Source organism: Paenibacillus sp. D51F, assembly GCF_053345695.1.
This window is the reverse complement of record NZ_JBKFAO010000006.1, coordinates 98,533-125,298: the sequence shown is the minus strand read 5'-3', so window position 1 is coordinate 125,298 and position 26,766 is coordinate 98,533. Positions and strand designations below refer to the sequence as shown.

Below are 26,766 nucleotides of genomic sequence, written 5' to 3'. Positions count from 1 at the left end.
GCTCCCTTCTATTGAATGCAACCGCGCGCTGCGACCGGAACTTGCCGAAGCCCGCCGTCCTTATCGCTGATGTACACGCTGGAATGAAGATTCACCGTGCTGCAGATATGGTTCGGGACGACGCGCAGCAGGTCGCCCGGCTGGCAGTCGTCCTCCGGGCGAATCCGGATGACGCCATGCTCCTCGTTCATGCGCTCGAACACGGCATGCGGCAGGCCGACGACATGGCCGAAACCCTGCAGCTGCAGCGGCGCGCTGCCCGGCTGCACATCGGTCGCGAACGTCTTGCTGCCTCCGTCGATGACGATGCGGTCCGGCGCCGGACGGCTGACGACCGTCGCCCATACCTCGGCCGCGCAATCGTCCAGCTTGCAGAGGCCAAAGGCCGCCTGCATCCGGTCATGGAACACGTACGTGCCGGGCCGGATCTCCGTGACGCCCTCGATCTCGGCGGCATAGACAGCCGTCGGAGTCGAACCGACGCTCACGTCGCGGATCGGCACGCCTCCGCGGCGCAGCTCCTGTGCGACGGCAGCCATCATGCGGCCTTCCTCGTGACCGGCCGCCCGCAGATCCATCGTCGGAGCCCCGCCGAGCATCGCGCCGCGGTACGTGAAGATGCCCGTCAGCTCCAGGCCGGGCATCGCTGCGATCTCCCGCGCCAGCGGCAGCGCCGCCTCCGGGGCGACCCCCGTGCGCCGGAGGCCGCTCTCGATCTCGAGACGGACCTCGAGCGCGATGCCGGCGGCCTCGGCGGCCGCCGACAAATGCCGCGCTCCCGCGGCGCTGTCGACGCCGACGGCGAGCCGGCACCGCTGCGCGAGGCTCGCGGCGCGCCGCGCCTTGGCGGCACCCATGACGGGATAGGCGATGAAGATATCGCCGATCCCGCCATCCGCCATCACCTCCGCCTCCGACAACTTGGCGGCGGTGATGCCGACGGCTCCCGCAGCAAGCTGCCGGGCCGCGAGCTCCGGCAGCTTGTGCGTCTTCACATGCGGGCGCAGCTTCACGCCCCGCTTCGCCGCCGCTTCCGCCATGGACGCGATATTGGCGTCCACGCGCACGCTGCGGATAAGAATGAAGGGAGTCTGCGGCCCTTCATCGCCGAATTCCCCGCCAGGCAGACAGCCGCTCTCGGGCGCTGCCTTGGCGGCTTGCTCCGGCATATCGCCGCCATCCAGCCGCTCCGCCGCTGGCGGTCCTCCGCCGGTCCCTATCGGCCCCTCCGACGCTTCGATCACCGCCTGAGCGGCAGCCTCCTGCCCCGACCGCTCCTCTTCCCGCTCAGGAGCGCCCGCTTCCATCCCTTCCCGTTCCTTCTCGCCCATCAGTTCTGCTCCCCTTCCGCATCCGTCGCCTTGGCTTCCTCCAGATCGCTGTACAGCGTGTACTTGGAGATGCCCAGATACGCGCATACCTTCTCGCCCGCCTTCTTGACCAGAAACGCGCCTTTGCGGTCCAGCAGCGCGATGAACCGGATCCTCTCCTCGCGGCTCATGAGCGCAGGCGGCCGTCCGACGGCGTCCTCCGCCTCCTGGATCAGCGAATCCAGCAGATCGCTGACGTTGCTGACGAACGACTCCTGCACCGGCTGCAGCTCCTGCATGCCGACCAGCCCCTGCAGCGCCTTCTCGGCGGCGAGCAGCTCAGAGATGTCGAAGTTGATGCACAGGGCTCCGATCGCTGTTCCTGCGTCATTTTTCAAATAAATCGAAGTGGATCTCAGCAGCCGGCCGTCCTTGGTCCGGGTGACGTAATTCTGCCGATGGCCGCCCTCCGACGTGCCTCTCATCACCTCGAGTCCGAGGTTCGTGCCGGGATCGCCGATCTTCCGCCCCGTCACATGGCCGTGCTCGATATGCACGATCGTGCTCTCATAAGGCTGCGACCAGTCGTGGACGACGACCTCGCAGCGCTCTCCGAACTGGGCCGCGATGCCTTGCGCCAGCTCCCGCAGCAGCGGCAGCATTTTCGATACCGATTCCATTTCCACCGCTCCTCATGACCGCTTGAATTCTCTTGCCTCTTATCCTACACCCGCTCCTTCTTCACAGCAAACTTTTTTTCTGTTTCCTCACTTTTATTCATGTCGTGATTTGCAACCAATTTGAAATCCAACCCGTCGGGTAATCAGAATGGAAGTACTAGAAAAGGGAGGATTATCCATGAACCGACTCTTCTCCAAAAAACGGAGACTCGCTTCCTCCGCCGCCCTGCTTGCCGCCGTGCTGGCCTTCACGGGATCCGCGCCAAGCCAAGCCGCAGCATCTTCTCCGCTCGCTCCCGTCCCCGACGTCGTCAAAATCTACAAGAACAAGCATGAATTCTCGTTCGCCGCATCCGCTTCGGGAGCCGTCCTGGACGGCAACAAAATCGAGACAGACAAGCCGATCCATACAAATGGCCGCATCTATATCCCTTTGAGAACGCTGCGCCAGACCGGCGCCGCGGTTTCCGTCGACTGGGAGCCGAAGCAAGGGCAGGTGCGGATCAAAATGAAGGAAGAGCTGCAGTCCTACTGGCAGGAGCTCGTCTTCCGGATCGGCAAGGCAGGCCTATTCAGCCCGCAAGGCGACACCATCGCGGACCCTGCGACTCCGGCTCCATTTCTGAGCAAGGGCATCACCTACGTTCCGGTCGCCGCTCTCAAATACATGGGCATCAGTCCTTCCTATGCGGAAGGGATTGTCCGGCTGAACTGGAGCAGCAAAATTCTGGAGAAGCTGAAGCCGTCCTGGAGTACGGATTCTTCCGAGACGACCTTCAACGTCCTCTATGAGAAAGGTATTTATTCTCCGCAGGTCATGCAACCGCTAGGATCCGGCGGTGGCGGCGGATCGACCGGAGAATCGGCGGGCAAGGACATCCAGCTGGACGGACGCGTCTACGATCGAGCCTCCTTCACCGTCAAGCTGCGCCCCGGCGCCAACCTGTTTACCGTAGGAGCCATTTCGGCCGGCAGCGTCCCCATCTCCGTCGTCCGGAGCGTCTCCGATCCCGCCTCCGTCCCGGTCTCCTATACGGAAGAAGGGACGCCGAATCTGTCGCTGTCGGAGCCATCCTCCGGCTATGTGAAGGCCGCGGCGGGCAAGCCGGTCGCCATTTCCGGCAAGCTGCTGAAGCTCGACGGCTTTGACAGCCTGAAGCTCTCGGTCGCCAAGTTCAACAAGGACGCCAAGGACGTTACGAAAATCTACACGGAAACGGAAACGAAAACGGTCGCGATCTCCAAGCAAGCCTTCGCCGGCAGCGTGACGCTGAAGGAGCCGGGACTGTACCTGATCTCGGTCATCAGCCCGAATTATATCCCCGCCCCGGGCGGCGCCGCCGCCACGTCCTGGGCCGAAGTGATCATAGAGGTAAGGTAGCACAGTACGCAAATAGCCAACCTGCTCAATATCAGCAAGCATGCGCGGATAAGCGAGGCCTCTCTATTGCTGGAGCTTGAAACCGGCAAAGCATCCATGGAAATCAGCGATCGGGGAATGGGTTTCCATTATGATAAAAAGCAGAGCGGCCGATACTCCATTGGCCTTACCAGCATTCGAGAACGGACTGAAATGGCAGGAGGAGAACTGGAAGTATTCAGTCAGCCACGTGCAGGCACCACCGTCAAAGCGAGTTTTATTATCGTGAAGTCCACCTGAAATCATGAGCGTGTTCCCGATTGCCCGGAACCTCCGAGCTGCGCAAAAACACCAAAGAAGCCGTCCCATTGGACGGCTTCTTTGGTACTCTTCGATTCGTTATCCCCTCTTTTACGAGCCGTTGATTTCCCTGATCTTCTCCAGCGGAATCTTCGGCTTGCGGTCCTCCGTCAGCAGGCCGTTGACCTCCTGCTGCACATCCGTGATCTGGGTGTAGCAGTAGCCCGAGATATATTCCGTCTGCTGGATGGCCTCATGGATGCTGCGGAACCGCTCCAGGAAGCTTTCCTCCGAGCCGACCTGATTGCCGTAGCCCCATCCCTCCTCGGATTTGAAGGCGATGCCGCCGAATTCGCTGACGATGACTGGCTGGCCCTTGTAAGCATAGCTGTCCGCAAACGCGTATTTCCAATGGTTGAAGCTGCGCATGTTGCCGGTGATCTCGTCCTTGCCCGCATAGCGCCGGCGGAACTCCTCCCCGCTCTCGACATAGTCGTGCAGCGTGAGAATGTCGGATACGGTATGCTCCCAGCCATCGTTGGACACGACCGGACGATTCGGATCGAAAGCCTTGGTCAGATGGTAGATCGCTTCCGTGAACTTCTGCTGCCGGACATCCTTGGCGATGTTCATGACGCCCCACGATTCATTGAACGGCACCCACGTCACGATGGAAGGATGATTGTACTGCTGCCGGACGACCTCCATCCATTCCCGAGTGAACCTCTCCACGGCCCGGTCGTTGAATTCGAAGGTGGCGGCCATCTCCGACCATACGAGCACTCCCTTTACATCGCACCAGTACAGGAAGCGCGCATCCTCCACCTTCATATGCTTCCGGACGCCGTTGTACCCCATTTCCAGCAGCTTGTCGATATCCTCGAGAATGGCTTCCTCGGAGGGCGGCGTCAGATGCGTATCCGGCCAGTAGCCTTGATCCAGAATCAGCTTCTGGTAGATCGGGGCGTTGTTCAGCAGGATGCGATCCTTTTCGATCGAGATTTTCCTCATGCCGAAATAGGCGTACACATGGTCGACCTCGGCGCCGTTTTTGTACAGGATAAACTCGACGTCATACAGATTCGGATGGGCAGGCGACCAGTGGCAGTGCTTCCAGGGGCCGTTGGCTTCATGGACAAGGTCGACATCCAACTGCAGCCACGGACGGTCGATGGCGAGGCTCACCTGTTTGACCGGCTTCCCTTTCAGGCTGACGAGCGTCTCGAGGCGGATATCGTCCGCCGCTCCGGCTCCTTGCACCTGGTATTCGAACCGCATGGACCGCGCATCCAGATCCGGCGTCATCTTGACGGCCTCCACATAGGACGGCTCCACGTACTCGAGCCAGACCGTCTGCCAGATGCCGGTCGTCTGGACATAGAAGCACTCGAAGCTGTCCTTCACCCAGCGCTGCTTGCCGCGCGGCTGGGTAGCGTCGAGGCTGTCCTCCGCCTTCACCGTGATCACGTTGCTCTGTCCATACTTCAGATAAGGAGCGATATCGAAATGGAACTCTGCGTAACCGCCTTGATGGCTTCCCACATAGCTTCCGTTGATCCACAGCTTGGCCTTGTAATCCACCGCCTGGAAGTGGAGCAGGGCCAGCTTGCCCTCCGCCTCGGCAGGAACGTCCAGCTCGCGGCTGTACCAGACATAGGCATGATGGGACTCGTCGACGATGCCGCTCGCCTTGGTCTCGTAGGTGAAGGGCACTTGAATCGTCCGATCTCCGCCGAACCGCTCCGGCCAGCCCAGCCGCTCTCCTTCGTTGCCGTCGTCGAAGCCGAACTGCCAGGCTCCGTTCAGATTGATCCAGTTGTCCCGCACGAACTGCGGCCTCGGGTAGTCCTTGATGTATCTTTTCGTTGTCATCTGTCTTCTCTCCGTTCCATTAACGCGCCTGGTCGCAGCGTTCTCTGTCATTCATGGCCGACCGGCCGCACTTCAAGACCGGAAATGATCCAGTCCCGGGACGAGGAGCGAAAGCCGATTCTTCCTTGCAGGATCGCATCGGGGTCCAGCACATCCAGAAGCGGCTCCCCGTCTTCCCGGAACACCCTTATCCGGCCGCCTTCCAGCTTCACGGATACTTTGGACGGCTGGCCGGGCCGCAGCTCCAGCAGCGCCGAATCGAGCTCTTCCTTCCGCTCGTACACGATCTTCTCGAGGATGATCCTGCCGCTGCGGAACACGAGCTGATACCCGATGAACGAGTCCGCCACCTGAGCCGGATAGTCCGATTCCCGGCTCGTCCGCAGCAGCACGGCCGCCTCTCCTGCATCCTCCCCGTCCGCCTGGAGGCGGAAATCGAGCTCGTAGTCGCCCCATCTGGCATCGCCCGCGAACAGCTTGCTGTCGCGCCCGGCTTCCGCGATCCGACTGCCGGCCTCGCTCTGTTCCCAGCTGCCGAAGAGCTCCTGCTTCTCCAGCTCATCCTGCGCAGAACCGTCCACCTCCGCCGATTCCAGCACCTCGATGTAACGAATGCGGGAAACGCCGGAAGACTTCTGCTTGACGGCCAGCCACTGCAGGCCGCCCTTCAGCTCCAACTCTCCGAGCGGCACCTTCGTCCACTCCGACTCCGAGGAGAACAGGACGGCATCAAGCTCCGACTTGAGCTTCCGGCCCGAGGCCTCCACCTCTAGAGCGGCTCCTTCCGAGCCGCGCTCCGCCATGACGGCGATCCGGTAGCGGCCGTCCTTCTTCACCTGAACGGGAAAGGCCAACTCTCCGTTCCTGCCCAGCTCCGCCGCCAGGCTTCCGTCCGGCGTGCCGGCCGCGCCAACCTTGAGCGGGAAGGAAGGATTTTCGACGGCTTGGGCCGCCTCCAGCGTCCCAGGCAAAGGCTTGACCACGCTTCGGTCGCTGCTGCCTCCCGCTTCATTCGAGAAAGCGGTGTAAGACAGCACCGGCTCAGCTCCCTGCGGCCACCGATACCCGATCTTCCCGGATATGCCCTTCCACGCCTTCACATCCGAGAGAAGCAGGCCGTCCCAATAGACCCTCGTCCCATCGCCATCCGATTCGGCACGCAGCGCATGGAGGACGCTCAGTTCCGTCCCCTGAGGCAGATCGCCCGAGAAGACGATTGTTTCCGCCCCGTCCGACTGCTCCGCCATGATCAGCTTCTTCTGCCGGCCGTCGATGCGCAGCACGCGGCTGTCGCGCTCGTTCCGGTAGGAGAGCAGCATTTCCAGAACAGCCTCGCCGCCCGCTTCGATGCCATTCTCCTTGCCGTCCGGCTGGACAACGACATTGAACTCGGCCGTATAGCGGTTGTCCGTGCTCTGCCTGCTTACCCAGGATCGGCCGCTTCCGGAAGCAGGCATGGCTGCCTGCTCCCACTTATCGGGCGATGGAGACGAGCCCGGACGGTCATGAAACACGGGCAGCTTGGGAGCTTCCGTCGGAATGCCCCAGGTCGGGCCCAGCACGCTCATCTTGTCGCCGCTGAAGGCAAGCCGGTCCATATTGAGATGGCGGACGGGAGGTCCTTCCGCCGAACGGCCTTCCAGATTGTGATAGAAGATATAGTAGGAATCGAGATCGGGCCCAAGCACGGTGGAGCTGTGGCCGAGGCCGTTGAACCCCTCCTCAGTGGACAGCAGGATCGGGTTGTTGTCCGGAATCCGGTACGGACCGGCCGGCGATTCGTCGGAGACGGCGTAGTTGACGCGATAGCCGCGGCTGAACACATGGTTGCCCGTGTAGGTCATGTAATACTTGCCTCCGCGCTTGACGATCATCGACCCCTCGGTCCAATGGCCGAGCGACGCGCCAAGCTTCTCTCCCGCGCCGATCGTATAGGGATCGCTCATCGGCGCGGCCATGATGCCGCCGAATTCGGCATGCGTGAACGACCAGCTGCCGTCGTCGTCGATGAACACGGACCCGTCGATCGTGAGGCCCAGATTGTCGGTCTGGACGAGGAACGGTCCGGTCGGCGTATCGCTGCGCAGGACGTAATGCCCCTTGCCGGCCGGAGAGGTGTACATATAGAAAGCTCCGTTCCAGTAGACGACCTCGGGAGCATACGCCCCTTCCGTGACCGGCTCCTCGGCGACCAGGCCCTCATAGGTCCAATTAGCCAGATCGGCCGAGCTCCAGGCTTTCACGCCGATCCGCCCGTCCTTCGTGCTGCAATACAGGTAATACTGTCCGTCATGGCGCAGGACATAAGGATCGCCGATGCCGTAATCCTCCCATTCCTGCGGGAGCGTCATCGGATTTTGATAGGAAGCTCCCATCTGCACCGTGCTGCGCGCGGCCGGATTCATATCCATTTCTCCCCTTCCCCAAAGGATGGCGGCAGCTCCTGCGGCACATGCCATGCCGGCAAGGAGCACGACCCGATTCCTTCTTTTGATTGCTGACGGCTCCATCCCTCGGCTCAGCCTTTGATCCCGCTGATCGCGAGCGATTCGATGAAGTAGCGCTGGGCCATGAAGAACACGATGATGACCGGCACAAGCGCGATGAGCGAAGCGGCCATGAGCGAGGGATAATTGGACGTCGAGATATAGTTGGACTGCATGCTGGCGATGAGCACCTGGATCGTCTGCCTCTCCGGCGTATGCAGGTAGATGAGCGGTCCCATGAAATCGTTCCAGATGCCCATGAAGCCAAGAGCCGCCTGAGCCGCGATCGCCGGCTTGGCGATGGGCAGCGCGACGGTCGCGAACGTGCGGAAATAACCGCAGCCGTCGATTTTGGCCGCGTCGATCAGATCGTTCGGGATGGAGCCCTGCATGAATTGCCGGAAGAAGAAGATCGTCACGATATTCCCGAACAGTCCCGGAACGATGAGCGGCAGCAGCGTATCCACCCAGCCCAGCTCGGAGAATCCGATGTACTGGGGAATCATGACGACCGAATAGGGAATCATCATCGTCCCGAGCAGGGCGAGAAAGATTCCTTCCTTGAACGGAAAATTGAATTTGGCAAAGGAATAAGCCGCCATGGAGGCCACGAACAGCCCGACCGACAGCACGGCGACCACGACGATGGCGCTGTTCAGGAAGCCGTACAGCAGCGGAGCTTTGGACCATACATCCGTATAGTTGCTCCATGTCGACGGCTTCGGAATCCATTGGGGCGGAACATCGAACACATGCTGCTGGGTCTTGAGCGACGTCGACAGCGTCCAGGCCAGCGGCCCGAGCATGACGATCGAGCCGGCCAGCAGCAGCACATAGATCAAGCTGTTCATCAAGCGTCTTTCTCTGGCCATAGTCTACTCCTCCTTAGGGAACGCCTAGTCCTGGTAGACCCAACGCTTGGAGAAGCGGAATTGGATCAGGGTCAGAATGAAGATGATCACTCCCAGCACCCAGGCGACCGAGCTGGCGAAGCCCATATTGAAGTACTTGAACGCTTCCTGGAAAATGTAGTACACGATCGTCGCTCCGCTGTACTCCGGCCCGCCGTCCGCCGCGAGAATATACATCTGGCTGAACGACTGGAACGTGCCGATGACGCCCATCACCACGACAAAGAAATGGATGGGAGACAGCAGCGGCAGCGTGATGTAGCGGAACTGATGCCACCGCTTCGCGCCATCGACTTCCGCCGCCTCGTAATAGCTGGAGGATATCCCCTGCAGGCCGGCCAGGTACAGAACCATCGTGCCGCCGACTCCTCCCCATAAGCCCATCAGCAGGAAGGACGGCTTGACCCAGTCCGGGTCGCCCAGCCAGTTCGGGCCCTGCACGCCGAAGATTCGCCAGATGAATTCGTTGATGATGCCGTAATCGTAGTTGAGCAGCCACTGCCAGAGCAGGGAGACCGCGATGATCGGCGAGATGACGGGGATATAATAGATCGTCCGGAAGAGGCTTACGCCCTTGAGCGGACGGTTCATCATGAGCGCCAGCGCCATGGCGACGACCATGCCCAGCGGAATTCCGAGCAGCAGATAAAACGTGTTGTACATGGATTTGTAGAATTTCTCGTCCTGGGCCAACTTCCCGAAGTTGTCCAGGCCGGTGAACTTGGCTGGAGACATCATATCCCAGGACATGAAGCTGAGGCCCAGCGAAGTTAGAAGGGGGGCCAGCCCGAAGATGAGGAAGCCGAGAACCGGCGGCGCTACAAACAGCAGGGACCATAGCATTTCTTTTCGCCGATAGCCTGTCATAAACGTTCCTCCCCGGCACGAAGCCGGAAGGGGAGGCGGCAAAAGCGCGAGGCCGCTGAAAAAGTTGTCGCTGCGTGCGCGGATCAATCTTCCGGCCGTTCCTCCAGAACGATTCCGCGCCCTTCGCTTGTTTTTTCAGCGGCCTCCATCAGCGCCGCTCTCCTTCCCAGCCAAGCCTGTTACTTGTTGTCTTCGTCGTAGATTTTCTGCAGCTTCGGCTGCTCTTCCTTGACGAACTCCGCAGCCGTCTTCTTGCCGGTCCACACCTGGCTGGCATCCTGCCAGAACGTATCGATCCACTTCACGCTCTTGGAGTTCACCTCGATCGGAGGACGTCCATAGTCTTCAATGATATCGAGAAATACTTGGCGGCTCTGCGGCGCTTTGTCCATCTGCAGGAACTCGCCCTTGGCCATGTCGATGAGGTTCGGCACCGCTTGGCCGAGCTCATAGTTCTGCTTCTGCGACTCCCGGTCGAGGCTCAGATAGGAAGCCAGCGCGAACGCATCCTCCGGATGCTCCGTCGATTTGGACACGGCGAATCCGAGAGAGCCGAGCCAGGTCGCGGTTTTGCCCGTATTCGGGCTTGCCGGCCAGGCGGCGATATCCCATTTGAACGGAACGTTCCAGAAGCCGGGCTGATCCCAAGGCCCCATCGGGAACATCGCCACTTTGCCCGCGACGAACCGCGCATAGCCGTTCTGGGCTTTCTCGTCATCCGGGGATGGGCTGACCTTGTGCACGAGGCTGAGATCCGCCACGAACTGCATCGCCTGGGCGAATTCCGGCGTATCGATCGTCACCTTGCCGGTGTTGTAATCGATCCAATCCCCGCCGTTGGCCCATACGGCGGACTCAGTCGAATAAGCGGCGATTCCGAACGTATCGATTTTCCCGCGGGCGTTTGCCGTCGTCAGCTTTTTGGCGTCGGCGACCATGTCGTCCCACGTATACTCTCCCGCCTTCGCGCTTGGATAAGGCAGGCCGGCCTTGTCGAACAAATCCTTGTTGTAGGCGAGAGCCCAAGGCCCGACATCCTTCGGCAGGCCGTACAGGCTGCCTTGGCCGACCGTCTTGCCGTCGTAGCGGTAACGGTCCAGCCCCTGTTTCCACACATTGCTCGGATCGACCGTTTTGTTGTTTTCAAGGTAGGGATCCATGTTCAGCAGCAGGCCGCTGCTGGCGAGCTTGTTGAAATGCGCGCCGCCCGCATAGAACACATCCGGCGTTTTCTTGGCGGCGATCAGGGTGTCGAGCTTCTGGTAATACTCGCCCGATGGAACGACGGTGTACTTCACTTTCTTATCCGGGTGTTCTTTCATGTAAGAATCGATCAGCTTCTGGAATACGGCTTTTTCGCTGTCCCCGCCCCACCCCATGAACTCGATCTCGGACTTGGAGTCCGTCTTTGGGCTTGCCGCTCCCGATGTCGGCGATGGAGACGACGCTTCTCCGCTCGAAGCCGGCGCGTCTCCCCCGTTGCCGGAGCAGGCCGACAATCCCAATCCCGATACCAGCACAAGCGCAAGCGATACGGCGGACCATTTGCTTTTCAGAACCATGGATACGCTCCCCCTGACAATATTGGCTTGAAACAAATAAGGCCAAACACCGGAGCCGCGGTTCCGTAAGGATCGGGCGCCGATTGCAACGGGCCGGATCATCCACTCCGAATATTTGTTTTGTTACAACTTATTTGTTTATATCCAGAATATAACGGTTCCAATCCAAATATGTCAACGCTTTCTTTCCATTTTTTTGTTTCTAAACAGAAAGGATAGCTTCTCTGTCTCTATCTTTGGCGCGCAAACGGAAAAGGCCCGCTGTCCTTTCCCGGACGGCGGGCCTTGCGGAAGACCATCTCAATCGTGCTGCAGCCTCATGACGATCCCTTGCGGATAGTCGCCGAAGCCCTTGCCGAACAGATTCATTCCTCCCTGATGCTTCGCGTCGGGCCTCAGGCCGATGCGGAAGCTGATGTACGGCTTGTCCTGCAGGTCCAGGTCGTCCAGCGTAACGGATGAGCAGCGCTCGTTGTCGATCGTGCTGCGCCCTTCATCGACGCCCCATGTCTTGAGCAGGCCGTGCTGCGTGCTGTTGTCGTTCCACCATGCCGGATTCAGCTTGCCCCTGTGGTCGCCGAAATCGCCCGGCGAAATCCAGGAGCCGATCTCCTTGCCGTTGATCCAGGCCGTGATTTCCGAAGGCCAGTCGTTGTTGTAATTCGGCGCCTCCGAGCACAGCTCCAGGGAGAATTCCAGGGATGTGACCTTGGCTCCCTGCGGCAGCTTTTTGGGAAAGCGGTATTCGACCCAGCCCTTGCGCAGCCAAATGATTTCCGCCGAGCGGCTGTCCGGGTGATAGAAGTTGTCGGGATCGTCCTCGGCGAACAGCATGCCGGCGCTGTTCGCCATTCCGCAGGTAGGCTGGATATCGAACTGGATGAAGTGGCCGATCGGCATCTCCACCTCGACGAGCTTGCTCGTGTTGTGGTAGAACGCGATCGGATTCAGAATCATGCGCACATCGTCGAAGTTCCGGCTGCACACCTTCATGGCCCCCCGACTGGCCGGCTGCAGCTCGGTGAGGATCAGCTCCGCCTCCTCCAGCACCTTCACGTTCGTAGCCGCCGTCGATACGGGAATATCCAGAGCTTCGGCAATCTCGATGATATTCACGTTCGGCTTGGACAGCAGCAGCCGGATGATGCCGATCCGGGTATGCGTGCTGAGCGCATGCGCCACCTTGACCAGACGGTCCGGGTCTTCAATAGACAGCTCAAGCATGTTCCAAACTCCCTTCCTGACATTCTTCCAATAATATAAGGCTTAATCGGCCCATATGTCCAGTTTTATTGGAATAAACATTTATTATTGTTTTAATACATATATTTTGAAATTATCTCTTCCGCTTCATATCCGCATTTGCTATACTCCGTTCTGCAAGCGCTGTCAAATCAACCGGAAGAAAGGAGGAGAAGTGAAGCCTCGTCCCTATGATTCCATCCTTGTATCGCCGCATTCTCTGATCCGCCATCGAAAAGGAGATGAAATGCCACATGAAGAAATGGAAGTCGTTCCTTGCCGCCGCCGCTGTCCTGCTCCTGCTCCCCTCCGCCGCTCATGCCTACAGCAATCCTTACACCCTCTCCTCCTCCTGGAAGTGGGCCAACGGGGATTTTTACGGCGAGGGCGATCCTTACATCCTGAAATTCAACGGTGTCTATTACCTCTATGTCAGCACGGTCGATGACCAGATCGGCGTGAAGGTATGGTCCTCCACCGATCTCGTTTCCTGGACTTACCGCGGGCTGTGCGCTTCGGATCCCGTAACCAAGGCCGCCTATGCGCCCGAGGTCGTCTATTGGAACGGAATGTTCTATATGTACACCTCTCCGGGAGGAGGCGGGCATTACGTCCTGTCGAGCGGCAGTCCCGTCGGTCCGTTCACGCCGCAGACCGGCAATCTCGGCATGGGCATCGACGGCAGCGTCTTCATCGACGACGACGGGAAATGGTATTTTTATTCCACCGGCGCGGACCGGATCGATTCCCGTCCGATGACCTCGCCGACCGCTTTCGGAGCGGCGGGTTCGACCGGCCTGTCGATGGCGGGATGGACGGAAGGCTCCACGACGTTCAAGCGCAACGGCAAGTATTTCATGACCTATACAGGCAACCATGTATGGAGCACCGCCTATCGGGTCAACTATGCGTCCGGAGCTTCTCCTCTCTCCGGCTTCGCGCCCGCCCAGAGCCAGAACCCGATCCTGATCGCAACGGAAGGCTCCAACGCAGGCCTCGGACACAACTCCATCGTCAAAGGTCCGGATCTGGATTCGGACTACATCGTCTACCACAGCCACGCTTCCCAAGGCAACGCCGTCTATCCGGGCCGCAAAATGAATCTGGACCGCATCGTCTGGAACGGAGACCGGATGTCCGTCCTCGGTCCGACGACGGCGAGCCAGCCGAACCCGGCCGCGCCGTCGTTCGAGGACCGTTTCGCGCGCGCCGCGATCGGCTCCGGCTGGACCAATGTCGGCGGCGGAACCTGGGGCATCTACAACCAGGAGCTGATGTGGCAGGATACGATCGGGACGACGGCCTGGTACCGGCAAGTGACGGCGGCCTCGACAGCTTCCGATTACACCGCGGAGTTCCATGCCAAGCAGATGAAGATGGGCACAAGCTCTTCGCCGCTGTATGGAGCCGTATTTTCCTATACGGATGAGAACAACTACGGAACGGCCCTCCTGAACCGCAAGCTGAATCGTCTCGAAACCCATTTCGTCGTCGGCGGCGCCAGTCAGGGCTGGGAGTATTCCCCTCTCCCCGCAGGCTATGACTACACCAAGTGGCATCAGATCCGGGTGGAGAAGAACGGCGCCTCCTTCGCCGTCTACGTCGACGGCATGAAGAAGCAGTCCCGCAGCGTAAGCGGCCTTGGCGGCGGGAAAATCGGCTATGCCACCCAGGACGCCCATGCCGACTTCGGTTATGCGGCGTTCAGCAACGATGTCGGCGGCAGCAGCGCCTGGAATGCGTACAAGCCGCTTCCAGGTACGATCGAAGCCGTCCACTACCGCAAAGGCGGGGAAGGGACCGGCTACCATGATCTGACGCCTGCCAATATCGGCGGCTCCTATCGCAGCGATGCGGTCGATATCCGCTCGTCTGCGGCGGAGGGCAAGGAGGTCGTCGGCTGGAACCAGACGGGGGAATGGCTCATCTACCGGGTCAATGTCGCCGAGAGCGGCATGTATGACATGAGCGCGCGGCTCGCCACGACCTTTCCGAACGTCAGCTTCCGCGTGTGGGACGGAGCGGCGGATTTGACCGGAGTCGTGCAGTCGGCCGGAAGCGGCGGCTGGGAGAACTGGGTGAACGTCTCCAAGAAAGGCCTCTATCTGACCGCCGGCTATCATGAGCTCCGCTTCGAGACGGTCCAGGGCGAGTTCGACTTCAGCAGCCTGTCGTTCGAGAGGGGACAGGCGCCCTCGCCGCTGGCCGACGACTTCAACGACGGCAACGACAACGGCTGGACGCGGTATGAAGGCGATTGGTCCGTCGCTTCCGGCGAGCTGAGCGCGGCTGCCGGCGGTCCCGCCAAGACGGTCATCGGCTCCGGCCTATGGTCCGATTATACGGTGGAGGCGGATGTGAAGCTGGTCGGGACGACCGGGGACGCCGGCGTGCTGGTGCGGGTCAACAATCCGTCGAACGGCAAGGTGCTCGCGAACAATCCCGATTACGTCCAGGCCTACTATGCGTTCATCAAGCCTGACGGGGTCTATCTCGGCAAAATGAATTACGGCTATCAAACGCTGGCATCGGCGCCGGCCGCGCTCGCCGCCGGCGCCTGGCACCGGATGAAGGTCGTCGCCGAGGGGAGCACCATCCGCGTCTACGTCGACGATATGAATGCCCCCAAGCTGAGTTATGCGGACAACAGCGCCCTTCCGTTCCTGCACGGCAAGGCCGGCCTCCGCTCCATGAACAACGCCACCCGATTCGACAACTTCTCCGTCTACGCAAGCCCTAGCTGAACAAGCAAGCCTCGGCTGAACAAGCAAGCCTCAGCTAAACAAGCAAGCCTCGGCTAAACAAGCAAGCCTCGGCTAAACAAGCAAGCCTCGGCTAAACAAGCAAGCCCTGCCGGACCGCGCTCAAGCGCAGTCCGGCAGGGCTTTTTGGGTTCCCTTGACATGCTCGCCGACAAGACAGCGGCGCTGCCAAGCGAGGGGAGCTATCGGCCGATATTCGGCACATCCTGCGGATGCGGCTCCGTGACAAGCTTCACCGCGTCTGCGTTGCCCTGCACCTGCTCCGGATTTTTGCAGCCGGGAATGACGGAAGTCACGGCAGGATGGCGAAGGCACCAGGCCAACGCCCAGGCTGCCATATTGACGCCCTCCGGCACTTCCTCCTCCGCGATCCGGCGCACCTCCTCCAGCCGCTGCCGCACCTGCTCCGCATCCTGGCGATGGCGCACGTCCGTCTCGCCGAATTCCGTGCCGGGCTTGTACTTGCCGCTCAGGAAGCCGCTCGCCAGCGGCACCCGCGCCAGCACGCCGAGATCCTGCTCCAGGCAGGAAGGGAATACCCGCTCCTCCGGCTTGCGGTCGAGCCGGTTGTACACGACCTGGATCGCCTGCGAGCCGACCTTCGATGAGGCGGCCGTCTGATGCAGGTTGTCGTTGCTGCCGATCGACGTGCCCAGATGCCGGATCTTGCCGGCCTGCACCTGCTTGTCCAGCGCCGTCCACAGCTCGTCGCTGTCGAAGGCTGCATCCGGGCCGGAATGGAATTGATACAGATCCACATAGTCGGTCTGCAGAGCCTTAAGCGATGCGTCGAGCTGCCTCACGACATCGTCTCCGGAGAATACGTCCGTACGCTTGAACCGCTCGTGGAAATGATGGCCGAACTTCGTCGCGATGATCCAGTCCTCGCGCCTCCGCCTGCCGATGTAGTTTCCGATGAAAGCTTCCGACAGATGATCTCCGTAACATTCGGCCGTGTCGATCAGGTTGATGCCGAGCTCGGCGCCCTTGTCCAAAATCGCGTCGACCTCGGCCTGCGCAAAATCCATGCCCCATTCCCCGCCGAACTGCCAGGTGCCGATGCCGACGACCGACACGTTCAGCTCTGTTTTGCCTAAACGGCGATACTTCATGTCCATCCCTCCTTATCCACAGATTACCTCCTGGACGGATGCCCAAGCAACTTTCCGCGTTTAGCCTTTCAAATCCTCGGCCCCGCTGACCGGCGGCCATAATACCTCTTGCCGCTTCCAGATTTTCACGTTATAGTAAGGATAATTTCCATAGCATGCATGGGGGCTCGATGAAGTCGGGCTGAGACTGCGGCCTTATGCCGCTGACCATTGATCTGATCTGGGTAATGCCAGCGTAGAGAGAATGCACCGCGCCGCCGGGCTTCATGCCCATCCTGCGCGGATATGCCTTTATTCCCTCTGTCCGCCGGCTTCCGGCGGGCTTTTCTCATGCCCCCCGGAGGAGGTTGGGCCGGGTCAGCAGCCATCTGTGGGGAACATTCCATTTTTCCTTGAGAGGGAGTCTGATTCTTATGTCCACCGCCATGCCCAATGCCGACCGTCCAAAAGGACTGACGCTCGCCGACATTCTCGTCACGCTTGTAGTAGCCGTCGTTTTCGGCATCATCTACCGCATCTGGAATCCGATGTACGACATTCTCAAGCCGCTCGGCCTGCATGCGGAGCAGCTCAGCTACGGCATGTGGTTCATGGCCGGCACCTTCGCCTTCCTCCTGATCCGCAAGCCCGGGGCGGCGCTGCTCGCCGAGACGGCCGCGGCCGCGCTGGAAGCGTTCATGGGCGGATCGTGGGGCGCCTCGACGATCGTCTACGGAGTGCTGCAGGGCCTCGGCGCCGAAATCATCTTCGCCGCCTTCCTGTACCGGAAGGCAGGTCCGATCGTGACGATCCTTGCGTCTCTGGGCTCCGCCGTCGTCTCCATTTTCATCGACGCCCACTACAGCTACATCGATAAAATGACCGCCTGGAACTACACCCTGTTCGTCTCCATGCGTCTGCTCGGCAGCGTCGTCATCGCCGGACTGTTCGCCTGGGCGCTGGCCAAGGCGCTGGAGCGCACCGGCGTGCTGAGCCTCATCCGCCCGGCATCGGCCAAGGATTACGAGGCGCTGGGGTAAGGCGATGAAAGCTGCAGACGTCATCCTGAAAGGCCGCATGCGCAGCAAGACTCCGACGAACGGCAGGGAGATCGGCGCGGCTTCGACGCCGCTTGCAGCTCCCGCATCCGCCATCGGGAGCGTCCGCTTGCCCTCTACGACGAATGCCTCCGGAATCGGCTCCGAACGGCAGCGCCATGCCGGCGAGGCTGCGCCTGCAGCGAAGCGGCCGCTGCCGCCCGTCCAAGATGCCGGGCCAGCGGCGCGCGTGGAGAACCTGCGGCTCCGATATCCCGGCGAAGACTCTCCGCTGCTCTTCAAAGGGCTGAGCCTGACCATCGAACGCGGCCAGAAGGTGCTGCTGCTCGGACCGAGCGGCTGCGGGAAGTCGACGCTGCTTCAGGTGCTCGGCGGCCTGGTGCCGTCGGCCATCCGCATCCCGATGAAGGCGGACTGCTGCCTTGTTCCCGTACGGCCCGGCTATGTGTTCCAGGATCCGGACTCCCAGTTCTGCATGCCGCATGCCGACGAAGAAATCGCCTTCGTGCTGGAGAACGCGGGCATTTCGCGCGAGGAAATGCCGGACCGCATCTCTCGCTGTCTTGATGATGTCGGCCTGTGTCTGGCAGACCCCCATTTTCCGGTAGCCGACATGTCCCAAGGAATGAAGCAGCGGCTTGCCATCGCGTCCATGATCGCCATGGAGCCCGATGCTCTGCTGCTCGACGAGCCTACCGCTCTCCTGGACGAGGAGGGCACACGGCAGGTATGGAGCTCGCTCCGCTCCGTCTGGGGCGGGCGGACCGTCATCATCGTCGAGCACAAGATCGCCGGCATCGCGGAAGATATGGACCGCGTCATCGTATTCGGACCCGACGGAAGCATCAAGGCCGACGGGTCTCCTCGCCTCGTGTTCCGGGAGCATCGGAAGCTGCTGCGGGAATACGGCATCTGGTACCCAGGCTTCTGGGAGGACTACGATCAGACTGCCGCAATCCGCCCATCAACGATGTCTCCGTCGTCTGCCGTCCGTTCCGCCGAAATGCTGCTCGAGCTGGACGGCCTGGAAGGATGGCGCGGCGGCCGGCCCAAGGTACGGACCGGCCTGCTCGCGGTGAACGCCGGCGACTGGATCGCCGTCACCGGCGTCAACGGAGCCGGCAAGAGCACGCTGCTGCTCGCCATCATGAAGCTGGTCAAGACCAAGGGAATCCTGCACATTCCCGGCGTTCCGGTCCAAAGCCTGAAAAAGCCCAGGGATATGGCCAGGCATGCCGCGCTGAGCTTCCAGAATCCCGAGTTCCAGTTCGTGACGGACTCCGTCCTCGACGAGCTCGCCTACTCCTTGCCGCGGTCGCTACGGGAACCCGAGCGAAGCAGCCGGGCAAGAACGCTAATGGAGAACTATGCGCTCGACGGCCTTGGCAGCCGCCATCCCTATCAGCTGTCGATGGGACAGAAGCGCAGGCTCAGCGTCGCGACGGCCATGGTCGGCGGCCAGCGCTTGCTGCTGCTGGATGAGCCGACCTTCGGCCTCGACGCGAGCGGCACGGTGCGGATGATGGAGCAGCTGGAACGGCTTCGCTCCGACGGCTGCGCCATTCTCATGATCACCCACGATCCGGAGCTGGTCCGGCGCTTCGCGACCCGGCAGTGGCTCGTCGACGGCGGGCTTGTTACGGAAAGGAGCGGCGGCACGGCATGCATCTGACCTTTTCCCATCGTGAAACCTGGCTGCATCGCGTCAACCCGACACTGAAGCTCGCCGCGTCCGTGCTGCTGTTCGTCGCCGCCCTGTTCGTCCACGACCCCAATGTCATGGCGCTGCTCGTTGCCGCATCCCTGCTGCCGCTGCTCGCTACCGGGCATCCACCTTTGCGCGTGCTGCTGTATGCCTCTCCGTTCCTGCTTGTGTTCGTCTCGTCGGCCTCCGGCATGATCATGTTCGGCACCGGCGCCACGCTCTGGTTCGAGCTCGGCCTGATCCGGATTACGGAGGAAAGCTTCTATCGCGGGCTGCATCTGGGGCTCCGCTCGCTCCAGGTCGCGGCGGTCGGACTCGCCTTCGCGCTGACGACCCGTCCGGTCGCCTTGTTCTACTCGCTGATGCAGCAGCTCCGGATGCCGCCCAAGTACGCCTACAGCTTCCTGGCCGCGCTCAATATGGTTCCGCTGCTGGCGGATGAATTCTTCACGCTCCGCCAAGCGCTCCAGATCCGGGGAGCCGGCCCCGGACGCCTAGGAATCTACGGCCGCCTGCGCATGTATGCCCTGCCGCTGCTGGCCCAGAGCATCCGGCGCGCCCACCGGATGGCCGCCGCCATGGAGGCGAGACGCTTCCACAGCGGCAGCGGCAAGCGCACGTACTATTACGTCTATGGCTGGTCGCGCATCGACGCCCTGTATGCGGTCTCCTTCGCCGCTCTCTGGCTGCTGGCATGGCTGCTCGGCACTCATTATCCGCTGCTTGCCGCAACCGATGTCCGTTGACGGACGAGGGCAGGAAGATCAGCATGGCAAGAGCGAATGCATCCGGCGAGCGGACGCTTGCACGCATACGAACAAACCCTCCCCCGGATTTCCCAGGGAGGGTCTGTTCCGCATTCGTTATTCGCCTTTTCTCGTTGGCAGGGATTTTCGCCATGGGCTTAAAGCTTTTCTGCTCTCCGGCCTTCATCTTCCTGCATTAGTCTTTCCTCTTCCAGGCTCTCCGCTTACGGTTCGTTCCCTTCCGCTGTTCGGCCCGCTCTATTTCAGCTGCTCCCACGCAATTCGGTCCAGCAAGGCGGATGTTTCCGCATCGCTGTACGCCCATTCCGGAGAAAGGACGCTTTGTTTCGGTACAAAGCTCCTCATCTCCACAAGGTACGGGACACCTCCGGATTGGAACGGATACGAGACGGCAAATGGTACTCCGCCATTCTCATATATCGTGAATTCCTTCCCGTTTTCCTCGACCTTTCTTGCAAGCGCCCTCCCTTTGCCGTATTGATCCACAACTTGCTGAAGCTCGTCGCCGTTCAGGACTTCCAGGAGCAATACCGACTCGTCCTTCTTCTGATAGATCAAGCTAAGAGAACGGATATCCTTTTTCTCGAAATCCCTTTCCGCCGTGTAGATCTCATTAGGGGTCAATTCCTCCACGTTTCCTGACAAGAACGACTTCTTGTCCACTCTGACCCCAATGTTGACAAGATCATAATCGGACATGGCGCTCGGCACGGAGTTGCCTGGATACATGATGTTCAACTCTTCCGTGCTCAACGATCGGTAGGTTCCTGCTACCAGCGTGCGGATGCCCTGCTCTTCGTCCACATAATACTTGTACTGCTTGAAGGAAAGCTTGGCCTCCTCTCCCCAGATCATTCTCTGCTTCAAATCGACATACTCGAACTCAGACATTTCCCTGAACGGCACCCCGTTTTCAGGTTCCATGTGATCATGCTTTTGGAGAGCCTCCTGATCGCGATCCATCACGTACGACAAGAGCGCATCGGTCAGCTTCGAGAGCCTCCCGTAGTCGATTCCGCTCTCCTTGTCCCTAACCGTTCGGAGGATGGAGTCGTCCGCAGCGCCGAGGGAAACAGCCGGCACGCCTCTCGCAGCGAAGGATGCATGGCTGCCGTCGGAGGACAGCTTCGTCTGTGCATCAATGCCCTTGCTGCGAAGATGCTCAGCCAGTCCGGAGGCCATGGATTTCCCTGTATCCTCGGAGAGAAGCAGGACCTCGCCGCCCTTGAGTCCGACCGTATCCAGATTCATGTCGGAAACGTGGACCGTTCGCGTATTCATCATGTTTGCGTAAGCTCCGCTGCCTTGCAGGCCGTTCTCCCTCCCGTTGAACACGCAGAAAACAAGATCGGAATAGAACGGCTTCGCAGCGGACGCCTGCTTCAACGATTCCGCCAGCATGACGAGCGAGCTGACGCCGGATGCGCGGGAGGCTCCTTCATAGATCGAGCCGTCCAGCTCCCCCATGGAATCGATGTGGGCCGAGATGACGATCGCATGATGGTCCGGACCGCCGGCCGACGTACCCGGAATTCGGCCGATGACGTTGGAGATTTCCGTCTCCTTGTCTTCATAGCTCATGTGCAAGGAAATGCTCTCAATGTCCGCCTGCTTGCGCTTCAGGAAATCATAGGTGTCCTCGTTGAGTTGAACGACGGGGATATCCCGAGTGCGCTTCAGGGGATATTTTTTGAATTCCTTGGTGCGAAGCATGATGAACCGAGGGTTCTTGCTTTTCGCCAGCTCGTAGTCTTCCTCCGATCCGGCTGCGAATGCGATCTGGTTGGTGAGAGATGCCGAGTCCAGCCTCAGCTCCGCTGTAGCGTCCAAATTCATCCGGATGACCCGCTCCATGAAGTGCTTGCCGTACACGAGCTGCTTCACGCTGCCGTCCTTCATGTTCACCTTCAAGGAAATTTCCTTTCGCTCGACGGACTGGTAAGGATAAGGAACGGCATAACCGCTTTCCTCCACTCGGTCGAGGCCGATCCGGGCGAATTCCCGCTCGATAGCTTGCACGGCCTGTTCGTTGCCCGCCGTTCCTGCGAGCCTTCCTTCCATTCGATCGTCCGTCAGCAGCTGGACGATTCTTTCCAGAGAATTCCCCTGCGACGATTCGCAGGCAGCCAGTGATGAGACCGACATGACAACCATAAGAAACATTGCGACAAGCCTCTTCGACAACTTCCCTTGCCCCCTCTGTTTGGTCATGCTACAGCGACAAGGACATTTTACCAATCCCCCCATTCAAATTCTATATTATTCCATGTGAAGCATTTATCTAAAAAAAGATTCCTCGGATAAAATCCAAGGAACCCCGTGAATGCTCCAAATCTAGGAATCATGCCATTTCTCCGCCGCTCCCGTCACCGTGACGGACGAGAAGATCGATTGATAAGAGCCCTTCAGCCCGCTTTTCTCGTTCATCGCCTCCTCCAGATATCGGCTGCTCAACTGCTTGACGGCTTCCTCGTCCAATTCCAGCCTCATGACTTCCTTCTTCTCGCTCTCATTCCATAGAACCGAATAGGAATAGCTGTTTATTTCCGGGAAGAACTGCGAGACCGCGTAAGCATGCTGCGCGGCGCTGCGGTACATATCCTGCTTGATCGGCACGGAGCCGACCTCCGGCACGAAGGAAACGTGAAGGCTATAGGCTTCGCCGCCGCCCTTCTCTTCCAGCTTGAACTCTTCGGTGAACCGGAACGTATTTTTCGTATAAGACGATACTTTATCCTCGATAAGCTTGCGGACCGAATCATCGCTCGGCTGAGGCGTGTTATTGATGGCATTGTTGACGGGTTCCGGCGCATTCGTATCGTTGGTGCATCCGGCAAGCAGCGCCGTGAATAATACCACGCACATGAGTACCGCCATCAGATTTGCTTTGAGCATTTTGTCCTCCTTAAGTCGAGTCTCGAAGCAGGGGAATGGATTTACCAGCCGTTAAGCCGTCTTAATACATAGTTATTGCTGCTTAAGAATGTCTTAGTCCTCGAGTATGCCTTGGTCTTATCGTCGCCAGTCGTCGTCGCTTCACGCGAATTGATCGCAGTCGTGCCGTTGTCTCCTGTGTAGAACAACACATGGTCGCCGCTTTTGACATAGAGATCATAGATCAGAATGTCAGCCGCGCTCACGGCTGCCGTATAGGTGCTGCTCGCCAGATTCGTCGTGCTCAGCTTGGAGGTGAAGCCGGCAGCGGAGGCCACGAATCCGGAGCAATCGAAGCCTGCCGTGCCGGACTGCCATCCCGCTGTGCCCGTATTGACGTTGCCGGCAAATTTCCCCTTGCTCATCGCATCTGCAAAGCTGGTCCAGGCCGAGCTCGATTTGGTCGTAATGCCGTCAAATCCTCCCCAAGCATACGGAATGCCGGTTTGGCTGGAAGGCTTCGACACCCCGACCAGGTAATCAGGAGTTGTAACGTTCGATGAGTCGGGATTGACCGCATTGGTTGAATTGTAGGTCCAGGCAAGCGACGAAAGGGAATTCGCGTTGGATTGGGTCGTCGTCCGGCCGTTCGGAGCCGTTGCCGCGAGGCCGATAGACGAAGGCTCGGCAGCCTGGGCAGCTTGATCGTAAGCCTGCGCGCTGTTCTTGATCAACGCTATTTTCGACGAAAATTGAGAGGGGTCTAGGAATCCTTTTTTAACGATGAGAACGGAATCCTGGAAGCATTGGATTTGATACAGCTCTCCCTGCTCCGTTGATTCCAGCACCATATTAGGTGAAAAGTAATAATTGTCGAGGGAGATGGGGGATATGGCAGCCAGCTTGTTTTGGACGTACTTCCGAACCGTATACTCTCCTGCGACCTTCGACGTGTTGACCTGATCGAACAGCTCCATGAGCAGGCCGCCCTTGTCATCGGCATTCAGGATTTGAGCGCTTCCCAGCAGTTCCGCTGCATGCAGCTCGATAGACGACGATCCCGAAGATTGCACGACAGCTGTGGATTTGTCTCTTTTCAAGCTGTAGCTTGTACGGGAGTCTGCGATGTATCCTGCCTTCTTGACAGCCTTGCCGTTCGCAAGGTCATCGATGGAATAACTGTCGTCGTTGTAAGAGAGATAGACAGTGCCTTCCCTGTTCTTGTACAGCTTCTGCATGGCGTAGCCGCTCATAGGTTGCGGCAAGAAGACGCTCTTCAAATAATCGCCCTGCACACTCATGACATCGATCTTGCCGCCGTCGTAATCCATTAAGTAAAGGTTGTCCTTGGCCGCCACCAGGCTTCGAATGTAATGGCTTTGCTCCGTCGGGATTTCCGACTTGAACTCTCCGCCGACATAGACGTTGACCCGCTTGTTCACGTTGTCCGATACATAGATGGTGTCTCCCGACACGGCGAAGGCTTCGGGCCCTTCCCCGCCGCCCTGCATCGACTTGGAATACCCCACTTGCCCCGGACCGCTGCCGATTCCGATTTTCAAGGCGATGCTGTCTTCGCCTCCAGCGGAATCGGTTGCCGGAACAGAGGCGGATACAGGCGCTTGGACCGTGATCATCATAGCCAATCCAAGCCAGAGTACCAACCGTTTTCGAGCGCGGCTGCTTTTCTTCATCAAAATACCCTCCAATCAGATAATGGGATTATCTTTTTGTGGATTCATGATGCAGCTTGCTTCACACCTCTCCTTCCTTGCTGTATAGAAGCAACTTCATTATTTCATATTTTACAATATATGTAAATAAAACGGGGCTGTTTTTTCATGCTCACGTTCCGCCGACTTCGTTCGAGATCGCAAAAAAACCGGGATCCTGGGATCCCGGTTCTCTTCGCAATCAAGCTTACAGCTTAACTACGTTTTCAGCCTGCGGTCCGCGGCTGCCTTCTACGACGTTGAACTCCACGCTTTGACCTTCGTCAAGCGTTTTGAAGCCTTCGCCCGTGATTGCGGAGAAGTGGACGAATACGTCGCCGCCACCTTCAACCTCGATAAAGCCGTAGCCTTTCTCGGCGTTGAACCATTTCACAGTTCCTCTTTGCATGTTGACACCTCCTGCCCTGGTTACCCTGGTGAAGATACGACATAAGCGAAGCGGGTTACGGCAGGCCTTTCGGTACGCTCAGGTAACTGTTCAGCTATGCGAATTCATCCGAGTAGATATTACGCCTATACTACCATAGGCAGAATTGTCACGCAACAAGTCTGTATCAATCCTTGCGCGAAACGGCCGAATTCTCCTCCAGCCGCCCCGTCTGTCCGTCCCAGAGCCAATCCGGGCGGCTGCCCGAAACATGCGCTCCTCCGTACCAGTCGTCCCACTCCCCGCCTTCGCTGCGGTTTGCCTCGCCGTCCAGCACCCGCTTTCCGAATTCCGTCAGCGCGAGCGTTCCCTTCCGGAATACCGTACGGTGAGGCGGCGAATCCGAATCGCCGCCCATCCAGGCAAGCAGAGGCTCAGGCTGCTCCGCCAGCCGGTTCAGAACATGGCGAAATTGCAGGTCCCCCATTCCGAGCAGCTGCATCTTCACGGTGAATATGCGGAACATCCGATCCGCCTCGAAATCCCCCTCTCTTGCCAGCTCCAGAATCGCGCGCTCCGCGCTGCCAAGCCCGTCGCGGGAGGAAGGAAAGCGCGCCAGGTGTGCCCGGAACGCATCATAAGCCAGCGGAAGAGCGGACGTATTCCCGTCCAGCAGCCGCTGCAGCCTCATTGGATCTCCGGACGCATACGCTTCCCATAAGCCGCTCCCAAGCTCAAGCTGCTCTTTTCCGATCGACTGCCAAGTGCCGGACAATGCCCCCAGCTGCCTGCCGGACAGCTGGCCGAGTCCGATAAAGGGCTCCACGCCAGGGTACTCCCCGATGCAGAGCAGGCTGAGCTTGACCGATTCCGGCATGCGCCGGGCGAGCTCATGCAGCAGATAGGCGAGCATGCTCTGGTCGTACAGATCATGCTCGAACCAGAGCACGACTTCGCCGAAGCGCTTCAGCTCTTCCAGCATGGCTTCCTGAGCCTCGCAGGCAGACAGATACTCCTCACGCGGCACTCCCAGCGTCTGTTCCAGATAGCGCGCGCGAATCGCCCTGCCGGCCTTATCTGCGCCGTCTGCGAAGACAGGGCCGTGGTTGTACACTTCCCGCCAAGCGACGATCTCGCCGCCGATGCCGGACTCCCGCAGCTTTTGCGCCGCGAAGTCCCCGTTCGTGATATGAAGCATGTTGACTCCTCCTCCATAGAGATCCTTCAGCATGGCAGCGGCGTCCGCTACCGGCATGGCGCGCCTGAGCCGAGGGCAGCTCCAGACGCCGTGTCATCCGGCAGCACTGCCGCTCCACGATGGTGCGGAACCAACCCGGGAAAGCTTCGACGTCCTGCAGAGAATGCCCACGATTCCCGTTCCCCCACCATCTCCATCACAGGAAATCCGGAGAAGCGCCCTTGCCGATCTAATCAAAAGGGAACGCAGGGGCCTGCATTGACTAGCTTACGTCCACGCCCAGAAAAACCCGTCCCGGTCCCAGGCGACTCTGCCCCGGTGCAGCTTGCGGAAAGCCTTCTTCACTTCCTTCTCCAGCGAGGCATGGCCTTGCCCGTTCGTGAACACATACTGCTCCCCGAATTGCTCCCGTACGTGGGCGATGGCTTCTTCCTGGCGAAGCATGCCGCGGTTCTCGATCTCGCCGACCATCCACTTCGCAATCTGCTGCTCTACTTGCGTATCCTTCACTTCCTGTGAATGCTGCGATTCCTGTATCTCGTCTGTTTCCTGCATCTCCCTAGTTCCCTTCGTTTCTTGGGTCTCTAACATTTCCTGCGTCTCGATAGTTTCCTGCGTCTC

The 26,766-nt window shown here is 59.5% G+C and carries 21 protein-coding genes and 1 riboswitch; of the genes, 6 read left to right on the top strand and 15 right to left on the bottom strand.

Translation table 11 applies throughout. The features are described from left to right. Positions 1–8: 8 nt before the first annotated feature. Together ACLBWT_RS12940 and ACLBWT_RS12935 are read right to left on the bottom strand one after the other, a co-directional pair. The gene (locus tag ACLBWT_RS12940; RefSeq protein WP_447663515.1) at positions 9–1,331 is read right to left on the bottom strand and encodes an alanine racemase; all 1,323 of its coding nucleotides are present in this window, start codon (positions 1,329–1,331) and stop codon (positions 9–11) included. Then, a complete protein-coding gene (locus ACLBWT_RS12935) occupies positions 1,331–1,990 on the bottom strand; it encodes a helix-turn-helix transcriptional regulator (RefSeq protein ID WP_447663514.1) in 660 nt (219 codons plus the stop codon). Before ACLBWT_RS12935 ends, ACLBWT_RS12940 begins: the two co-directional genes overlap by 1 nt. 178 nt (positions 1,991–2,168) lie before the next feature. Between ACLBWT_RS12935 and ACLBWT_RS12930 the strand changes: the two genes are divergently transcribed. After that, a complete protein-coding gene (locus ACLBWT_RS12930) occupies positions 2,169–3,371 on the top strand; it encodes a stalk domain-containing protein (RefSeq protein ID WP_447663513.1) in 1,203 nt (400 codons plus the stop codon). A gap of 66 nt (positions 3,372–3,437) precedes the next feature. After that, positions 3,438–3,650, top strand: coding sequence for a hypothetical protein (locus tag ACLBWT_RS12925; RefSeq protein ID WP_447663512.1), 213 nt, complete (start codon positions 3,438–3,440; stop codon positions 3,648–3,650). Positions 3,651–3,761: 111 nt separating this feature from the next. On the opposite strand, the gene ACLBWT_RS12920 is transcribed toward ACLBWT_RS12925, so the two are convergent. From ACLBWT_RS12920 to ACLBWT_RS12895, 6 genes are all read right to left on the bottom strand, one after another. Next, positions 3,762–5,522 carry a glycoside hydrolase family 2 protein gene (locus tag ACLBWT_RS12920; protein ID WP_447663511.1) on the bottom strand — a complete coding sequence of 587 codons (1,761 nt, stop codon included), beginning with the start codon at positions 5,520–5,522 and terminating at the stop codon, positions 3,762–3,764. Positions 5,523–5,569: 47 nt separating this feature from the next. Continuing rightward, on the bottom strand, positions 5,570–7,933 hold the full coding sequence (locus tag ACLBWT_RS12915; protein WP_447663510.1) for a glycoside hydrolase family 43 protein: 2,364 nt from the start codon (positions 7,931–7,933) through the stop codon (positions 5,570–5,572). Between the two features lie 107 nt (positions 7,934–8,040). Beyond that, positions 8,041–8,880: a carbohydrate ABC transporter permease gene (locus ACLBWT_RS12910; RefSeq protein ID WP_447663509.1), complete on the bottom strand. Its 840-nt coding sequence runs from the start codon at positions 8,878–8,880 to the stop codon at positions 8,041–8,043. Positions 8,881–8,904: 24 nt separating this feature from the next. After that, positions 8,905–9,786 carry a carbohydrate ABC transporter permease gene (locus tag ACLBWT_RS12905; protein ID WP_447663508.1) on the bottom strand — a complete coding sequence of 294 codons (882 nt, stop codon included), beginning with the start codon at positions 9,784–9,786 and terminating at the stop codon, positions 8,905–8,907. A gap of 179 nt (positions 9,787–9,965) precedes the next feature. Beyond that, positions 9,966–11,348 carry an ABC transporter substrate-binding protein gene (locus tag ACLBWT_RS12900; RefSeq protein ID WP_447663507.1) on the bottom strand — a complete coding sequence of 461 codons (1,383 nt, stop codon included), beginning with the start codon at positions 11,346–11,348 and terminating at the stop codon, positions 9,966–9,968. A 300-nt stretch (positions 11,349–11,648) separates the two neighbouring features. Continuing rightward, the gene (locus ACLBWT_RS12895; protein WP_447663506.1) at positions 11,649–12,572 is read right to left on the bottom strand and encodes an ArsR/SmtB family transcription factor; all 924 of its coding nucleotides are present in this window, start codon (positions 12,570–12,572) and stop codon (positions 11,649–11,651) included. Between the two features lie 272 nt (positions 12,573–12,844). Here ACLBWT_RS12895 and ACLBWT_RS12890 point away from each other — a divergent pair, with 272 nt between their 5' ends. Further along, the gene (locus ACLBWT_RS12890; protein ID WP_447663505.1) at positions 12,845–15,334 is read left to right on the top strand and encodes a family 43 glycosylhydrolase; all 2,490 of its coding nucleotides are present in this window, start codon (positions 12,845–12,847) and stop codon (positions 15,332–15,334) included. A 200-nt stretch (positions 15,335–15,534) separates the two neighbouring features. Here ACLBWT_RS12890 and ACLBWT_RS12885 read toward each other — a convergent pair whose 3' ends face one another. Beyond that, complete coding sequence (locus tag ACLBWT_RS12885) at positions 15,535–16,464, bottom strand: aldo/keto reductase (protein WP_447663504.1); 930 nt, start codon at positions 16,462–16,464, stop codon at positions 15,535–15,537. A 149-nt stretch (positions 16,465–16,613) separates the two neighbouring features. Further along, a riboswitch (TPP riboswitch) is annotated at positions 16,614–16,723 on the top strand. A gap of 154 nt (positions 16,724–16,877) precedes the next feature. Here ACLBWT_RS12885 and ACLBWT_RS12880 point away from each other — a divergent pair. The 3 genes from ACLBWT_RS12880 to ACLBWT_RS12870 are packed head-to-tail and all read left to right on the top strand — an operon-like array spanning position 16,878 to position 19,952. Next, the gene (locus ACLBWT_RS12880; RefSeq protein ID WP_447663503.1) at positions 16,878–17,483 is read left to right on the top strand and encodes an ECF transporter S component; all 606 of its coding nucleotides are present in this window, start codon (positions 16,878–16,880) and stop codon (positions 17,481–17,483) included. Between the two features lie 4 nt (positions 17,484–17,487). Continuing rightward, on the top strand, positions 17,488–19,173 hold the full coding sequence (locus ACLBWT_RS12875) for an ABC transporter ATP-binding protein (protein ID WP_447663502.1): 1,686 nt from the start codon (positions 17,488–17,490) through the stop codon (positions 19,171–19,173). After that, complete coding sequence (locus ACLBWT_RS12870; RefSeq protein ID WP_447663501.1) at positions 19,164–19,952, top strand: energy-coupling factor transporter transmembrane component T family protein; 789 nt, start codon at positions 19,164–19,166, stop codon at positions 19,950–19,952. Before ACLBWT_RS12875 ends, ACLBWT_RS12870 begins: the two co-directional genes overlap by 10 nt. A 258-nt stretch (positions 19,953–20,210) precedes the next feature. Here ACLBWT_RS12870 and ACLBWT_RS12865 read toward each other — a convergent pair whose 3' ends face one another. From ACLBWT_RS12865 to ACLBWT_RS12840, 6 genes are all read right to left on the bottom strand, one after another. After that, positions 20,211–22,136, bottom strand: a complete 1,926-nt coding sequence (locus ACLBWT_RS12865; RefSeq protein ID WP_447663500.1) for a M28 family metallopeptidase — start codon at positions 22,134–22,136, stop codon at positions 20,211–20,213. 171 nt (positions 22,137–22,307) lie between these two features. Next, positions 22,308–22,868 carry a hypothetical protein gene (locus ACLBWT_RS12860; RefSeq protein ID WP_447663499.1) on the bottom strand — a complete coding sequence of 187 codons (561 nt, stop codon included), beginning with the start codon at positions 22,866–22,868 and terminating at the stop codon, positions 22,308–22,310. A gap of 41 nt (positions 22,869–22,909) precedes the next feature. Next, positions 22,910–24,541 (bottom strand): hypothetical protein, encoded by a 1,632-nt coding sequence (locus ACLBWT_RS12855; RefSeq protein ID WP_447663498.1) that lies wholly within the window; start codon positions 24,539–24,541, stop codon positions 22,910–22,912. Positions 24,542–24,767: 226 nt separating this feature from the next. Then, a complete protein-coding gene (locus ACLBWT_RS12850) occupies positions 24,768–24,968 on the bottom strand; it encodes a cold-shock protein (protein WP_048745005.1) in 201 nt (66 codons plus the stop codon). 166 nt (positions 24,969–25,134) lie between these two features. Next, a complete protein-coding gene (locus tag ACLBWT_RS12845; RefSeq protein WP_447663497.1) occupies positions 25,135–26,145 on the bottom strand; it encodes a DUF1835 domain-containing protein in 1,011 nt (336 codons plus the stop codon). Positions 26,146–26,412: 267 nt separating this feature from the next. Further along, positions 26,413–26,700, bottom strand: coding sequence for a DUF6953 family protein (locus ACLBWT_RS12840; RefSeq protein WP_447663700.1), 288 nt, complete (start codon positions 26,698–26,700; stop codon positions 26,413–26,415). Positions 26,701–26,766 lie beyond the last annotated feature (66 nt).